The sequence below is a fragment of the Ruegeria sp. Alg231-54 genome (genome assembly GCF_900143525.1).
Taxonomy (GTDB): domain Bacteria; phylum Pseudomonadota; class Alphaproteobacteria; order Rhodobacterales; family Rhodobacteraceae; genus Ruegeria.
Window position 1 is genome coordinate 85,512 of the sequence record NZ_FREZ01000001.1, and the last position, 15,037, is coordinate 100,548.

Annotated in this window: 16 protein-coding genes and 1 pseudogene; 11 read left to right on the forward strand and 6 right to left on the reverse strand. The window is 57.7% G+C overall.

Annotated elements, in window-relative coordinates:
• Positions 1–53 precede the first annotated feature (53 nt).
• The 4 genes from DHN12_RS00445 to DHN12_RS00460 all read left to right on the forward strand — a co-directional run bounded on the left by DHN12_RS00445 (position 54) and on the right by DHN12_RS00460 (position 3,611).
• A complete protein-coding gene (locus DHN12_RS00445; protein ID WP_108858429.1) occupies positions 54–971 on the forward strand; it encodes a 3-keto-5-aminohexanoate cleavage protein in 918 nt (305 codons plus the stop codon).
• Positions 972–1,130: 159 nt separating this feature from the next.
• Positions 1,131–1,373 (forward strand): hypothetical protein, encoded by a 243-nt coding sequence (locus DHN12_RS00450; RefSeq protein WP_159089937.1) that lies wholly within the window; start codon positions 1,131–1,133, stop codon positions 1,371–1,373.
• Between the two features lie 13 nt (positions 1,374–1,386).
• Positions 1,387–2,853 (forward strand): carnitine 3-dehydrogenase, encoded by a 1,467-nt coding sequence (locus tag DHN12_RS00455; protein ID WP_108858431.1) that lies wholly within the window; start codon positions 1,387–1,389, stop codon positions 2,851–2,853.
• Positions 2,850–3,611: an SDR family oxidoreductase gene (locus DHN12_RS00460; protein ID WP_108858432.1), complete on the forward strand. Its 762-nt coding sequence runs from the start codon at positions 2,850–2,852 to the stop codon at positions 3,609–3,611. The genes DHN12_RS00455 and DHN12_RS00460 overlap by 4 nt, the downstream gene beginning before the upstream one ends.
• Here DHN12_RS00460 and DHN12_RS00465 read toward each other — a convergent pair.
• The gene (locus DHN12_RS00465) at positions 3,608–3,790 is read right to left on the reverse strand and encodes a hypothetical protein (protein ID WP_058271838.1); all 183 of its coding nucleotides are present in this window, start codon (positions 3,788–3,790) and stop codon (positions 3,608–3,610) included. The two genes, DHN12_RS00460 and DHN12_RS00465, sit on opposite strands and share 4 nt — an antisense overlap.
• Positions 3,791–3,884: 94 nt before the next feature.
• Positions 3,885–4,748 (reverse strand): helix-turn-helix domain-containing protein, encoded by an 864-nt coding sequence (locus DHN12_RS00470; protein ID WP_108858433.1) that lies wholly within the window; start codon positions 4,746–4,748, stop codon positions 3,885–3,887.
• 106 nt (positions 4,749–4,854) lie between these two features.
• Here DHN12_RS00470 and DHN12_RS00475 point away from each other — a divergent pair, with 106 nt between their 5' ends.
• From DHN12_RS00475 to DHN12_RS00485, 3 genes are read left to right on the forward strand one after another with little or no spacing between them, the layout of a single operon-like run.
• Positions 4,855–5,058 carry a DUF2061 domain-containing protein gene (locus DHN12_RS00475; protein WP_058278218.1) on the forward strand — a complete coding sequence of 68 codons (204 nt, stop codon included), beginning with the start codon at positions 4,855–4,857 and terminating at the stop codon, positions 5,056–5,058.
• Positions 5,051–5,935: a fatty acid desaturase gene (locus tag DHN12_RS00480; RefSeq protein WP_108858434.1), complete on the forward strand. Its 885-nt coding sequence runs from the start codon at positions 5,051–5,053 to the stop codon at positions 5,933–5,935. The genes DHN12_RS00475 and DHN12_RS00480 overlap by 8 nt, the downstream gene beginning before the upstream one ends.
• Before the next feature lie 21 nt (positions 5,936–5,956).
• Entirely contained in the window at positions 5,957–6,859 is a 903-nt protein-coding gene (locus tag DHN12_RS00485) for a DMT family transporter (protein WP_108858435.1), read from the forward strand.
• Here DHN12_RS00485 and DHN12_RS00490 read toward each other — a convergent pair.
• The 4 genes from DHN12_RS00490 to DHN12_RS00505 all read right to left on the reverse strand — a co-directional run bounded on the left by DHN12_RS00490 (position 6,856) and on the right by DHN12_RS00505 (position 11,448).
• Complete coding sequence (locus DHN12_RS00490; protein ID WP_199913456.1) at positions 6,856–8,271, reverse strand: DEAD/DEAH box helicase; 1,416 nt, start codon at positions 8,269–8,271, stop codon at positions 6,856–6,858. The genes DHN12_RS00485 and DHN12_RS00490 overlap by 4 nt on opposite strands.
• A 184-nt stretch (positions 8,272–8,455) precedes the next feature.
• The gene (locus tag DHN12_RS00495; RefSeq protein WP_108858436.1) at positions 8,456–9,385 is read right to left on the reverse strand and encodes a glycosyltransferase family 2 protein; all 930 of its coding nucleotides are present in this window, start codon (positions 9,383–9,385) and stop codon (positions 8,456–8,458) included.
• Positions 9,382–9,819, reverse strand: coding sequence for a hypothetical protein (locus DHN12_RS00500; protein ID WP_108858437.1), 438 nt, complete (start codon positions 9,817–9,819; stop codon positions 9,382–9,384). The genes DHN12_RS00495 and DHN12_RS00500 overlap by 4 nt, the downstream gene beginning before the upstream one ends.
• Positions 9,820–9,840: 21 nt before the next feature.
• A complete protein-coding gene (locus tag DHN12_RS00505; RefSeq protein WP_108858438.1) occupies positions 9,841–11,448 on the reverse strand; it encodes a peptide chain release factor 3 in 1,608 nt (535 codons plus the stop codon).
• A gap of 109 nt (positions 11,449–11,557) precedes the next feature.
• Between DHN12_RS00505 and DHN12_RS00510 the strand changes: the two genes are divergently transcribed.
• From DHN12_RS00510 to DHN12_RS00525, 4 genes and pseudogenes are all read left to right on the forward strand, one after another.
• Positions 11,558–11,920, forward strand: a complete 363-nt coding sequence (locus DHN12_RS00510; protein ID WP_108858439.1) for a nuclear transport factor 2 family protein — start codon at positions 11,558–11,560, stop codon at positions 11,918–11,920.
• A 69-nt stretch (positions 11,921–11,989) separates the two neighbouring features.
• Entirely contained in the window at positions 11,990–12,769 is a 780-nt protein-coding gene (locus DHN12_RS00515) for an SDR family oxidoreductase (protein WP_108859055.1), read from the forward strand.
• Between the two features lie 2 nt (positions 12,770–12,771).
• Positions 12,772–13,881: pseudogene (locus DHN12_RS00520) on the forward strand (hypothetical protein); the annotation flags it as partial.
• Positions 13,882–13,989: 108 nt separating this feature from the next.
• Complete coding sequence (locus DHN12_RS00525; RefSeq protein ID WP_108859056.1) at positions 13,990–15,036, forward strand: methyltransferase domain-containing protein; 1,047 nt, start codon at positions 13,990–13,992, stop codon at positions 15,034–15,036.
• The last annotated feature ends 1 nt before the right edge of the window (position 15,037 follow it).

Sequence of the window (15,037 nt, forward strand, 5' to 3'; positions counted from 1 at the left end):
AGAAGCCTGAGGATAACTTAGGTCAAAACCGGGTATAAGTTGGGGAAAACACCATGCCATTGGAAATGAACCGCGAAGTCTTCATCACCTGCGCTGTCACCGGCTCGGGCGGAACGCAGGATCGCAGCCCGCATGTGCCGCGTTCGCCAAAGCAAATCGCCGAAAGTGCGATCGCCGCGGCCAAGGCCGGGGCGGCCATCGTACATTGCCACGTGCGCGATCCGGAAACTGGTGCACCCAGCCGCCGTCTGGATCTGTACCGCGAGGTAACGGACCGCATTCGCGAGGCCGAGGTCGACATGGTTTTGAACCTGACCGCCGGGATGGGCGGCGACATGATTTTTGGCCCGACTGAATCTCCGCTGCCGCTGAACGAAGATGGCACGGACATGATCGGCGCGGCGGCTCGGGTCGAGCATGTGGCTGAATGTCTGCCCGAAATCTGTACTCTGGACTGCGGCACCATGAACTTTGCCGAGGCTGACTATGTCATGACCAACACGCCGGGCATGCTGCAGGCGATGGGCTGGATGATGACGCATCTGGGCGTGAAGCCCGAGATCGAGGCCTTTGATACCGGTCACCTGTGGTACGCCAAGCAGTTGGTGAAGGACGGCGTTCTGGACGGCCCGGCACTGGTTCAGCTGTGCATGGGCGTGCCGTGGGGTGCGCCGGATGATCTGAACACCTTTATGGCCATGGTGAACAACGTGCCTGATGACTGGACATTCAGCGCATTCGCGCTGGGACGGAACCAGATGGCATATGCGTCGGCTTCGGTGCTGGCGGGCGGCAATGTGCGCGTTGGACTTGAGGACAACCTGTTCCTCGACAAAGGCGTTCTGGCCGAAAACTGGCAGCTGGTTGAGCGGGCGAACACCATCGTTTCGAACATGGGCGCGCGGGTGATCGGCGCGCAGGAAGTGCGTGAGAAGCTGGGGCTGGTGAAACGAGCACCGGTGGTAAAATAGTGTTCTGCGAGAGTCGGCGTGACAACGTTCCCGTTCAAGGATAGCGATTTCGGCATGATCATACTATTTTGCCTATCATTTTTTGTCGCGTCGATGCTCGCGTTGACTTCTTTCCTTCAAGCCGAGTCTCGTTGGTGGACTGGGCCTCTAGGTGCCATGATGTTGCTGGCTCTTGGTTTCGTGGTGTTCGTATTGATGCCGCAACCAAACGAAGGCAAATCTTTGTCACCTTTGGGCTTTCTCGGATTGGGTTTTCTGATTTGCTCAGCCATCATCGGGGCCGGCAGCGCCGTATCACTGGTGATGCGCAGGTTCTGGTCACCTGGTCAGGTTGCGGGAAGGGTTTTTCTGGGTGGTTGGTTGCTGACGTTCTTTTGGTTCGCGACCACAGCCTTTACCTGAATGGAAATACGATATGGCAAATACAGCAGCTATCATTGGCGGTGGCGTAATTGGCGGCGGCTGGGCCGCTAGATTTCTACTGAACGGCTGGAACGTCCGCGTGTTCGATCCGGACCCGGAGGCCGAGCGCAAGATTGGTGAGGTTCTGGATAACGCGCGCCGGTCTCTGCCGGGGTTGAGTGATGTGCTTTTGCCGTCTGAGGGGGCGCTTACCTTCCACGACGATCTGACGGACGCCGTGCAAGGCGTCACCTGGATTCAGGAAAGCGTACCTGAACGGCTGGATCTGAAGCTGAAGGTTTACAAAAGCTTGCAAGAGGCCTGCAATCCGGAGGCGATCATCGGGTCGTCAACCAGCGGGTTCAAACCGTCCGAGTTGCAGGAAGGCGCGTTGCGCCCTGAACAAATCGTGGTGACACACCCGTTTAATCCGGTTTACCTGCTGCCGCTGATCGAATTGGTACCGACCGACAAGAACCGGCCCGAAATGGTCGACCGCGCGAAGGACCTGTTGAAATCGGTGGGTTTCTTCCCTCTGCATGTCAAAAAAGAAATTGATGCGCATATTGCTGACCGGTTCCTCGAAGCTGTCTGGCGCGAGGCGCTGTGGTTGGTCAAGGACGGTATCGCCACGACTGAAGAGATCGACGAAGCGATCCGCATGGGCTTTGGAATCCGCTGGGCGCAGATGGGTCTGTTCGAGACTTATCGCGTGGCCGGTGGTGAGGCGGGGATGCGGCATTTCATGGCCCAGTTTGGTCCGGCGTTGCAATGGCCCTGGACCAAGCTGATGGATGTACCCGAGTTCACTGATGAGCTGGTCGACATGATCGCGGATCAGTCTGACGCGCAATCGGGCATGCATTCGATCCGCGAATTGGAGCGTATTCGCGACAATAACCTCGTTGGCATGATGCGAGCGCTCAAGGCGCAGAACTATGGGGCCGGTTCTGTTCTGAACCAGCATGACGCGGCGCTGAAACCGGGTGCCTTGCCGACGATGGAGCAGGTCGATCTGAGTCAGCCAATTCTGACCTTGTCGCGCGCGGTGCCATTGGACTGGACCGACTACAACGGTCACATGAACGAGGCGCGGTACCTTGAGGCCTTCGCCGCAGCAACCGACCGGTTCATGGAGATCATGGGGTGTGATGCGGATTACATCGCCTCGGGCGGCAGTTACTTCACCGCAGAAAACCATATCCGGTATATCGACGAAGTCCACGCGGGTGCAAAGATCGAAGTGCGCACGCAGATGCTGTTGGGGCAGGGCAAGAAACTGCACGTGTTCCATTCCATGTACGAAGGCCACAAGCTCTTGGCCACGGGCGAAAGCTTTCTGCTGCATGTCAGTCTGGAAACCCGTCGCCCGAGCGCACCTTCGGCAGAGATCGAAGACGCTATGGCCCGGATCGCTGAAGCTCAGGCAGGCTTGCCTTATCCTGAAGGTGCGGGTGCTGCGATCCGCAAACCGGCATGAGTGGGCGCGTTCTGATAACGGCTGGCGCCTCGGGCGTTGGCCGCGCTATGGCCGAAGCCTTTGACGCAGCTGGTGAGCAGGTCTGGGTGGCTGACGTCAACCCGAAGGCGCTGTCAGATTGTCCGGCCCATTGGCGGCGGTCCGAGGCGAACGTCGCGGACGAGAATGCCGTGGCCACCTTGTTCCAAGACATCGAGGCGAAATGGGGTGGTTTGGACACCCTGTGCGCAAACGCAGGAATCGCGGGACCAACCGCTTCGGTTGAAGACGTTGCATTGGACGATTGGCGCATGTGCCTTGCAGTAAATCTGGAGGGTGCCTTTCTGTGCGCCAAACACGCGGCGCCGATCCTGAAACGTCAGGGCAGTGGCGCCGTGGTCATTACATCTTCGACGGCTGGCCAATACGGGTACCCAAATCGCGCGCCTTATGCTGCGGCGAAGTGGGGGATGATCGGTCTGGCCAAGACCCTGGCGATGGAGCTTGGCGCGCATGGCGTGCGGTGCAATGTCATCTGCCCGGGGTCGGTAGAAGGCCCACGGATGGAAGGAGTGCTGCAGCGCGAGGCCGATGCCAAGGGCATGACGCGGGATCAGGTCTATGAGGGATACGCATCGGGCACCTCAATGGGCCGATTTGTCGAAGGTCACGACATTGCCAATATGGCTGTATTCCTTGCATCGGATGCAGCCCGATTGGTGTCGGGGCAGGTGATTGCCGTCGACGGGCATACGGTCAACCCCGACCCAAAGGTTTAACCCTGATTGGGGCCGCGAATCTGGCGGATGCTCTGGCGAACCGCCTGCCAGTCGCGGGCTTGTTGCATGTTCCCGGCGTCTTTGCATTCGCGCATCTTCTGCGCAGCTTCCGCCTCGGCCTGATCTCCGTGGGCGGAATAAAGGGCCCGTGCGTATTGAGCAGTTTTTAATGCGTCCATTCCTATGGTCCTCCGTCTGTGATCGGATCGCTCGAAAGTTCTCGCCAAGTGACGATATCACACCTTGGTCGCTTACGCATCTATGAGGCCATTATCAGGCGGAAATCGTTGATCGCAGCTGCCTGAGATGATCGGGGAAGTCCCGCGCCGTCACATCCGCTTCTCGCACCAACGTATCGAAATGACGGGAAAAAACTTCGATTCTGTCGCGGTCCCGAAAGGCCATATAGTGACTGCCCGCGTAGAACACACACAGCAGCGGGCCAAAAATCGTGACCGGCGCAGAGTAGAGGCGTTTGGCATCAAACAGATAGATGCGCATGCGGGGATAAAGCTGGTCGCTCAGCTCTAACAGGTGGTCGATCTGATCCATCCTGATTTTCGGGCACAGGCCTTCGTAGTATCCGGTCGCGCGGGCAAAGCTGTCGATCTCATACAGTGGCATGGCGATTTCATAGTCTGATTGCGCGCTGCGCATCCACGTCAGCCGGTCTTCTGATGCGCCGATGGCCTGATCCGCTGTTCGCCCCAGATGCGGGGCGTATTCCCACTCTAGCACGGCGCGGGTTTTCAGCATGTCGGGCAGGGTGGCGGGTACATAGCGAACCTTATAGCCAGCCGCCTCTTTGTGCCATTCGAAAATGCGTTCATCGACCAGCGCGCGTGGCGCTTTGGTCATACTCAGAGAAAGCGCCAGAAGCTCTGCAGCGCTTTCGGGCCGATCCGATAAGCTCAGCAGCCAGTCAGCCGAAACACCTAGCGCTGTGGCGCAGCTGCCAACGACATGCGCGTTCGGCAGGCGCGCACCTTCGCCAGTCAAAAGTTGGGATACGGTCGATCGGTTGACACCGATATCCCGGGCAAGCGCGCTTTGGCTGATGTCACGTTCTTCCATCGCGCGGGCAAGGCGTTGGCGAAACTGCGCAGCGCGATCTCGTTTGTCTAATTTATCCGTCATATGGTGATTTATATCATAAGTGATGAGTTTTGTTAATCATATTCAGAATTTTCAACTCGGCCAAGATCCGTAATTCTTAAAACATAACAATAATATGGGTGACGGAATGGAAACGCGACGAAGATCGGTCGTGAAGGCTGTGGTGTGGAATGCGATGGGCCTGGTCATGATGACGCTGGTGGGTCTGATCGCGACAGGTTCTGCAGCAGTTGGTGGGACGTTGGCGATTGTGAACACGGGCATCGGCCTGACGATGTACGTGATCTATGAGCGTGTCTGGGCAGGCATCACATGGGGCCGAAATGTCTGAGCGGCCAGGTTCCGAGTGGGGCACCTTTGCCCTGATCATTGCGTGTTATGCGGCGTGGCTGGGGGTGATCTTTACACTTCCCGTCTGGCTGGCCATCCCTGCCATGGGCCTGGTCGCGGCGCTGCACTCGTCGCTGACGCACGAGGCGCTGCACGGGCACCCGTTCCGCACGCGTTGGCTGAACGAGGCGCTGATGGCGCTGCCTCTGACCTTGTTCATTCCGTACAACCGGTTCCGCGACCTACATCTGGCGCACCACAGAGATTCGACCCTGACCGACCCCTATGACGACCCCGAGTCGAACTATCTGGACCCGAAGGTTTGGAATACGCTCAAAAGCTGGCAAAAGCGGCTCCTGAGGGCGAACAACACACTGCTCGGGCGAATGGTGTTGGGCCCGACGATTGGTCAGTATATCTTCTTTCGGGATGAGTTGCGCGGCGCCAAACGCGGAGATAGAGCCGTACTGTTGGCATGGGGACTGCACCTGATTGGAGTGGCCGCGGTTTTGTGGGTGGTTGCTCGGTCTCCAATGCCGCTTTGGGCCTTTGTTCTGTCTGCCTACATTGGTTTGGGCCTAGTCAAGATCCGGACGTTTCTTGAACACCGGGCGCACGAAAACTCCAGCGCCCGAACGGTCATTGTCGAAGATCGTGGATTGTTGGCTTTTTTGTTTCTGAACAACAATCTGCACGTCGTTCATCACATGAATCCCGGTGCTCCGTGGTACCGATTGCCTGCGCTTTATCGTGCCGGAAAAGACCGCTATCTGGCCAGCAACCACGCTTATGTCTACCGGTCTTACGGGCAGATTTTCCGGTCCTATTTCTGGCGTACCAAGGACCCGGTCGAGCATCCGTTCTGGCCAAAGGGTTGATTTGACGACACAAGGGAATCCATGAGTTTGTGGATTCCCATCACCATCGCCGCCGCGGCATTTCAGACCGTGCGGTTCATGCTGCAAAAGTCGCTGAGCACCGTGAAACTTTCGGCAGCCGGCGCGACTTTTGCGCGGTTCGCCTATTCCATGCCACTGGCCGTTCTAGGCCTGATCATGGCGATGCAGTTGACTGGTTTCAGCCTGCCGACCCTGACGGGGCGGTTCTGGTTGTTTGCAGTGATCGGCGGGACAACGCAGATATTGGCGACCATCTGCGTGGTGGCCCTGTTCAAACAACGCAATTTTGCCGTCGGTATTACATTCAAGAAGACCGAAGTTATCCAAACCGCCATCGTCGGATTTCTGGTCTTGGGCGATCAGGTGTCCTCGGGTGCGTTGTTTGCGATTGTTCTGGGACTGGTGGCTGTCTTGCTGTTGTCGAAAAGCCCTGGTGGGGAAGGGGCTTGGTGGGCACACCTCACCAACCGTGCATCGCGCCTTGGGCTGGGTTCGGGCGTGCTGTTTGCTTTCTCATCCGTCAGCTATCGCGGTGCCTCGTTGGAGCTGGGGGATTTGGACGCCTGGTTCCGGGCGCTGGTCACCTTGGCCGTGGTGGTTTCGTTCCAATTCCTTAGCATGGGGCTATGGCTGCTATGGCGCGACCGGGCTGAGCTGCGCGCAGTTTGGGACACACGCCGAACCGGTGTTTTTGTCGGGCTCACCAGTCTATGTGGATCGTTCTGCTGGTTTTTTGCCTTCACGCTGCAAAACGCGGCCTATGTCAAAGCATTGGGGCAGGTCGAGCTGATCTTCAGCCTGTTTGCTTCGATCTTGTTTTTCCGCGAAAGAATCACCCGGCGCGAGATCGCCGGGATGACGTTGCTTGGTGCCTCGATACTGGCACTGGTGCTTACGATTTAGCCTGCGCGGCGTTCGTCAAAGCTGAGGGCGATGAAGCTGGGCAGGTGATCGCCCATGCCGACAACTGCAGGGCCCCTGTCGTCTCTGCGGCCGCGACCTTTGGCCTCTTTGTCCTTACGGGGCTCTCTATCCTTGCGCGGTTCTCTATCCTTGCGAGGCTCTCTTTCCGTGCGGGGCTCGCTTTTGCGCCGATCGGACTTTTTGGTGTCCGCCGCTTTGGGCTGATTCTCGGTTTTTGGGGAATCGGCTTTGGAGTCATCCGCCTCAATCGGGTTGTTCAGACGGGGAATTTCTTTCTGAATCAACTTCTCCACCGCCGCCAGCGCCTTTTCATCGCGGGAAGAGCAGATCGTGATCGCCTTGCCCTCACGCCCGGCGCGACCGGTGCGGCCAATGCGGTGGACGTAATCCTCGGGGTGGCCGGGGACGTCGAAATTGATCACATGGCTGACGGATGGCACATCCAATCCGCGCGCGGCCACGTCCGAGGCCACGAGTAGGCGCAAAGACCCATCCCGGAAGCCGTCGAGTGTTTTCGTGCGCTGGGATTGATCCAGATCGCCGTGAATCGCGGCGGCGTCATAGCCGTATTTCTTGAGAGACTTGGCGCATATATCTACATCCGTCTTGCGGTTGCAGAAGATGATGGCGTTGGTGCACTTCTCGCCTTCAGCGTCGATCAGCGCCCGCAGGACATTGCGTTTCTGGCTGGCCTCACGATCCCGACGACCGCCTTTGAACATGACAACGCCCTGCTCAATAGTCTCAGAAGCGGTGGCCTGACGCGCAACCTCGACCCGCGTGGGTGCAGACAGGAAGGTGTCGGTGATCCGCTCAATCTCGGGCGCCATAGTGGCCGAAAAGAACAAGGTCTGGCGTGTGAACGGCGTCAGCGAGAAGATGCGTTCGATATCGGGGATGAACCCCATGTCCAGCATCCGGTCAGCTTCGTCGACAACCATGATCTGAACACCGGTCAAAAGAAGCTTGCCGCGTTCAAAATGGTCCAACAGGCGACCCGGCGTGGCGATCAGAACGTCAACGCCCCGATCAATCAACGCGTCCTGTTCTTTGAAGCTGACGCCGCCGATCAGCAGCGCTTTGGTCAGTTTCAGGTGTTTGGCGTAGGTGTCGAAATTCTCGGCCACCTGCGCGGCCAGTTCCCGGGTCGGGCACAGCACCAGCGAGCGCGGCATCCGTGCACGGGCGCGCCCACGGGCCAGCAAGGTGATCATCGGCAGCGTAAAGCTGGCCGTCTTGCCGGTACCGGTCTGAGCAATGCCCAGAACATCCCGACCTTCAAGGGCAGCAGGTATCGCGCCTTCCTGAATTGGCGTGGGCGTTTCGTATCCGGCTTCCTCAATGGCTTTGAGGACCTTCGGGTTCAGGTTCAGTTCGTTGAATTTTGTCATGTATGTCCGGTTCATGCGGACACTAGACCTAGCCCGCGCGTCAAAGGAATGCCGGGCCCGGATGGCCATACGCTGTCACGCGCATTTCGGCTTTGCGCGGACATAACAAAATCATGGGGCAGGGTCAAATGAAGAGCCCTTAACCTGACGTCGCTAACGCCCACTGCTGGTTTTCCGCAACAATTCAGCAGCTTCCGGGAAAGTGTTTCGCAACCTTAGCGTCCAGATCCAGCGGTCTGTGCCGGATCAACCCATATTCTTCGAGACGTGCGCGTACGCCGGGATCGGCACCGCTAATTTCGTCATAAAACGCGCGCAAGCCGTCCTGACCCTGTTCTGTCTCGATCCAGTTGAACAACTCATTCTTGTTCAGACCGCCCAGTTCGCGCGGAACGTTCGGGGACATGCCGGGTTGATAGGACCCACGCGCCATCCGGAACTGGTAATGCGCCGCCCAGTGATCCCAGTCAGGGGCGTGGCGATGACAAAGCTCCAACCCCGGAAGTTCGAATTTGCAGGGTAGAAGTTTTTTGTTTTGAAACAGGTTGTGGATGCGAAAGTTCAGCTTTTCCATGCCTGTGCGGACGAACAGCTTACCCTGAACGTGGCTGAGGAACCCGCCGAGTACAAAGCTGCCATAGTTGGGATAGACGGACTGTACCATGGCTGAGCGGTCCGGGCCGCTGGGGATATGCGCCTTGAACAGATCCTCGCCGCCTGCCATTGCCTCCATTGGCCGGACGCGGACGGCAGGGATTTCGGCGGGGACGGATTGCAACTGCTCCCGGATGGGTTTTGAAGACCAAAGGAACTCATCCACGTCGATATGGGCCAGCCAGTCCAGATCGGTGTTGCGATAGGCGAATGTGGCATGAAGTGTCTGACGAACCTGATGGCGGTCCGGGCGGTCGCGTTTGCGTTTATCCCAAAAGACATCATCACAGATTCGCGCCCTGATTTTCGGGTGTTTCCTGAGGGCCCGGTGCGCCTCACGATTAGGTTCGTCCAGGTAGATGTACAGATAATCCGCACCCAGATCGAGGTGATGGGCCGCGAAACTGAGGATGTCGCGGGTCGATCCGCGAACCATGGACACGATTCCCCAGGTCGTCATTGGCGCGCTTCCCTACGCGCCGTACGAGTCCTGCGCATTTTGGCCAGGCGCCGGAACACTGTCCCGGGATCGCGATTCAAAGCCTTGAACAGATGATCCGAATGCTCGGCCCACAACCGGCAAAACAAGGCGGGGGCGTGGTTCGGCCAGGATCGTTTCCGCAAGTTCGAAATAAGCTGCGCGTTCAGAAACGCCAGTTCAGATTTTCCGACGAATTCCTGCGCGGTGTGTCGGCGTTTGCGCGTCCAGGATGTATCGTCTTGGCCGGGTTGCGGCCGGGTCGCGCTTTCAGGAACAATCTGACGCGTCAAATGGGTCAGATCGACATCTTCTGCCGGTAGTACCTCGTCCGAGAAGTCGAAAGGCGCTCGTCGCCTTTCGAACCTGTCTTGCAGGGCGGGCAAGCCACCCGAATACGTTAGATCATCATCCATTCGTGCTTTCGGCCCGTGCCATCACGCCATCATCTCTTTCGTGGCCGTCAGGTTCAGTTCGGGGTAGTCGCGGACGACCCGGTCGATGTCCCACTGCAGGCGCGTCAGATAAACGATATCGCCGTCATGATCATGGGCGATGTGCTGCTTGTTGGCTTCGACGAACTTCTCGACTTCGGCCTTGCCGCCACTGACCCAGCGGGCCGAGGTGAATTGCGACGCCTCAAAGCGCACGGGCAGGCCGTATTCCATCTCAATCCGGCTGGCGAGTACTTCGAATTGCAACGCGCCGACGACGCCGACGATAAAGCCCGATCCGATCGAAGGTTTGAACACCTTCGCGGCACCTTCCTCGGCAAATTGCATCAGAGCCTTTTCCAGATGCTTGGCCTTCATTGGATCGCCCGGGCGCACGGTTTGCAGCAGTTCCGGCGCGAAGGACGGGATGCCGGTCACCCGGATCGCTTCGCCTTCGGTCAGCGTGTCGCCGATGCGCAATTGCCCGTGGTTGGGGATGCCGATGATATCACCGGCCCAGGCCTCTTCGGCCAGTTCGCGGTCGGACGCCAGAAACAGCACAGGGTTCGAAATCGCCATCGGCTTTTTCGATCGCACGTGGGTCAGCTTCATACCACGCTTGAAATGGCCCGATGCCATGCGAACAAAGGCGACGCGGTCGCGGTGCTTGGGGTCCATATTTGCCTGAACCTTGAAGACAAATCCGGCGACCTTCTTTTCATCCGGTGCGATTTGACGGGGTTCGGCAGACTGGATCTGCGGCTGCGGGCCATAAGCGCCGATGCCCTCCATCAGTTCTTTTACGCCGAACGAGTTGATCGCCGAGCCGAACCAGATCGGGGTCATATGCCCTTCAAGCACCGCCTGCGGGTCCATGGCGGGCAGCAGTTCGCGCGCCATCTCGACCTCTTCAAGAAACTTTTCCAACAGATGCTCGGGCACGTGTTCGGCCAGTTTCGGGTCGTCCAGCCCGTTGATTTCGATGCTTTCGGCAACTTTGTTACGGTCGGCGCGGTCCATCAGTTCCAGCCGGTCGCGCAGCATGTCGTAGCAGCCGATGAAATCGCGGCCCACACCAATTGGCCATGCCGCAGGGGTGACGTCGATGGCCAGCATTTCCTGAATTTCGTCGATGATCTCGAACGTATCGCGGCTTTCGCGGTCCATCTTGTTACAGAAGGTCAGGATCGGCAGATCACGCAGGCGACAAACCTCGAACAGTTTCTGCGTCTGGCTTTCCACGCCTTTCGCGCCGTCGATCACCATCACGGCGGCGTCCACTGCGGTCAGCGTGCGATAGGTATCCTCGGAAAAGTCTGAGTGACCGGGTGTATCCACCAGATTGAACCTGAAGGTGTCATAGTCAAATGACATCGCCGATGCGGAAACCGAGATACCGCGATCCTTCTCCATCTGCATAAAGTCCGAACGGGTCCGCCGGGCTTCGCCCTTGGCGCGCACCTGACCGGCCATCTGAATAGCGCCCCCGTACAACAGGAACTTTTCAGTCAGCGTCGTTTTGCCCGCATCCGGGTGCGAGATGATGGCGAATGTCCGGCGCCGGGCGATCTCGGGCGGCAAAACGGGTTGGTTGGTGGCGGTATCAAGCATGAACGCGCGTATATGCGGGGAATTCTGCCGAGGCAAGACAAAGGGGGTGTTCAGAATCGCCTGATAATGGCAAAAAGAACATACAGTGAACAAGTGATGGAGAGGTGTGATGAATTTAAAAGAAATCGCAAACGAACTGGTCGCTGGTTGCCGCGAGGGCCGGGCCAAAGCGAATTTGGATAAGCTCTATGCAGACAATGCCGTTTCTGTCGAAGCTGTGGATTACTCGGGTATGGGGCGCGAAGTCGCCGGGCGCGACGCAATCCGCGGCAAACACGAATGGTGGGAAGGCGCACATGATGTAACCGAAGCTTCGGTAAGTGACCCATTTGTGCATGGTGAAGACCGCTTTGCCGTAATTTTCGAAGTGAAGGGTACTGTACTGGAAAGCAATGACAGCTTTGATATGCGCGAGGTCGCCATTTACCACGTCGCGGATGGCAAGATCGTGCGCGAAGAGTTCTTTTATTGATCAATGGTCCATTGCTGGTCTTCCCTGAAAGGCTGGTGCTAGATGTGCGGCAAAGACAGGGAGGATCAGATGGATCTTGGGATAAAAGGTAAACGTGCGCTGGTTTGTGCCAGTAGCAAAGGTTTGGGTCTGGGTTGTGCCGAGGCATTGGCCGCGGCGGGTGTTGATCTGGTGATGAACGCGCGCGGGTCTGAGGCTTTGGAGGCATCGGCTGACCGCATTCGCGCTGAGCATAGCGTACAGGTTCAGACTATCGCCTGCGATGTGACTTCGGCGGAGGGGCAGGCGCAGGCAATCGAAGCCGCGCAGGGCGTTGATATCCTTGTGACAAATGCCGGAGGCCCGCCCCCGGGTTTGTGGTCGGACTGGGATCGCGATGATTTCATCAAAGCGCTGGACTCCAACATGCTGACGCCAATTGCGTTCATGAAGGCTTTGTTGCCTGGGATGATGGACAAAGGCTGGGGCCGGGTGGTGAATATCACCTCGCAATCTGTGCGCGCACCGATCCCTGCGCTGGGTCTGTCGAATGCAGCCCGCACCGGATTGACAGGCTATGTTGCCGGAACTGCGCGTCAGGTCGCACCAAAAGGTGTGACGATCAACAACTTGCTGCCGGGCATTCATGCCACTGACCGGGCGGACTCATTGGATGGTGGTGTCGCCGCGCAAAGAGGAATTTCGATGGACGAGGCGCGTGCTGAACGCGCGGCAACCATCCCGGCGCGCCGGTATGGAACGCGTGAAGAATTTGGTGCAGCCTGTGCGTTCCTGTGTTCGCAGAATGCCGGTTTCATTGTCGGGCAGAACATACTTCTGGATGGTGGCGCAACCAACCTGACGATGTGATCATGGCTCAAAACTTCTCGCTTAAAGATCAACTGTTTAATGTCGAAAAGACCCGCTATTTGGCGGGGCTTTTCACGGGCGCGGACCCGTCCTTTGACGCCGAGTCGTTTGAGGCGCAGGTCATGTCGCGTCTGCTGGATCTGGAGCTGAAAGAGAGGATGGCCTGGATCGCCGAATGTCTGCAACAGGCGGTGCCGGGCGACTTGCCTCAGATCGCACCTACGCTGCTGCGCGTCTTGCCGCCGCCATTGGATCCCGGCAAAACGGATGATGATTTTGGTGATTTCATCTTTGCGCCACTGGGTGACTGGGTTGTTGCCGTGGGGATGGATCATCCGGAGCAGTCATTGGATGTGCTTGAGGAACTGACCCAGAGGTTTTCAATGGAATGGGCCATACGGCCATTCCTCAATACCCATCAGGAACAGGTGCTGGCGCGGATGCAGGAATGGTGCGTACACGATAGTTACCACGTGCGCCGACTGGTCAGCGAAGGCACAAGACCGCGTTTGCCTTGGGGGCAGGCGGTGGGGCTGGACCTGACCGATCCGCTGCCTCTACTGGATCGGCTTCATGCCGACGGGACGCGATATGTCACCCGGTCGGTGGCCAACCACCTGAACGACATCACCAAGAAAGACCCCGATCTGGTTTTGGACCGGTTGCAGGATTGGGCCAGTAACGGGCAGCAGGATCAAGCTGAGATGGGTTGGCTGACCTCGCACACTTTGCGCGGCCTTGTGAAAGCAGGCCATCCGCGCGCCATGAAGATGCTGGGCTTTGACCCGGATGCGAAGGTTTCGGCCGATGTCACCATAAAGGGTGATGCCCGGATCGGCGGGGCGCTGGAATTCGATGTAATGCTGAGTGGTAACGGCAACCAACCTGTCTTGGTGGATTACATTGTTCATTTTCAAAGGTCTGGGGGCAGAACTTCAGCCAAAGTACACAAGCTGAAACAATCCGCGTTAGCAGATGGTGCTCTTACCCTGACCAAAAAGCACAAGCTAAAAGGTGATGCGACCACGTTCAAACTGATCCCCGGTGCGCACCGGCTTGAGATTCAGGTGAACGGCAAGCTGCGCGCGGGCGTTGATTTCGAACTGTTAGCATCATCCCTACAACCCCTCACGCTTTCGTCAGATTCTAAAGGCCCGGATTGCGCCAAGCCCCATGCTGCATTAGCTGCTATGCAGCCATCAGACAGAAGGATAACCGCGATGAAGCATGAGGCAGTGCAGAATTACTATGGCGAAGTATTGCAGGGCAGCTCGGACTTGCAGACAAACGCGTGTTGTACGCCTGATGACATGCCGGATCATGTCAAAAAGATCCTGTCAAAAATTCATGACGAAGTTCTGACGCGCTACTATGGCTGCGGTCTGATCGCACCGCACGACCTTGAGGGGATGAGCATTCTGGATCTCGGCTGTGGTGCGGGACGTGATGTTTATGCCCTGTCTGCCATGGTAGGTGAAAAGGGACGGGTTGTGGGTGTAGACATGACGCCGGAACAGCTGGACGTCGCGCGGGCGCATCGGGACTATCACGCGCAAGCCTTTGGGCATTCTGGCAGCAATGTGGAATTCCACCATGGCTATATCGAAAAGCTGGATGAGCTTGACCTGGAACCCGGATCTTTTGACATCATCGTCTCGAACTGCGTGATCAATCTGGCCACCGATAAAGAGGCTGTTTTGCGTGGTACGCATCGGTTGCTGAAAGACGGGGGCGAGATGTATTTCTCGGACGTCTACGCCGACCGCCGAGTGCCTAAAGAGATGGCCGAGGATGAGGTATTGTACGGTGAATGCCTGTCCGGCGCGTTGTATTGGAACGATTTCCTGTCGATGTCGCGCAAAGCGGGCTTTGGCGATCCGCGCCGTGTCACGCATCGTCCGCTGACTATTGAAAACGCGGTTCTGGAAGAACGCGTCGCGCCTCTTAAATTCCTGTCTGCCACCTACCGTCTCTTCAAGTTGCCCGAGTTGGAGCGAGACTGTGAGGATTATGGCCAGGCCGTGATCTACAAAGGCACCATCCCGAACGCCCCGCATCTGTTCGAACTGGATGATCACCACGCGATCGAGGTAGGCAAGGTCTTTCCTGTCTGCGGCAACACGTGGATGATGTTGAAAGATACGCGTTTCGCGCGGCATTTTGAGTTCATCGGTGATTTCTCGACCCATTACGGGATTTTCGAAGGCTGCGGTGGTGAAAGCCCTTTTGAAGCAACGGGCGAGGCCCCATCCGGCGGCTGTTGCTGAT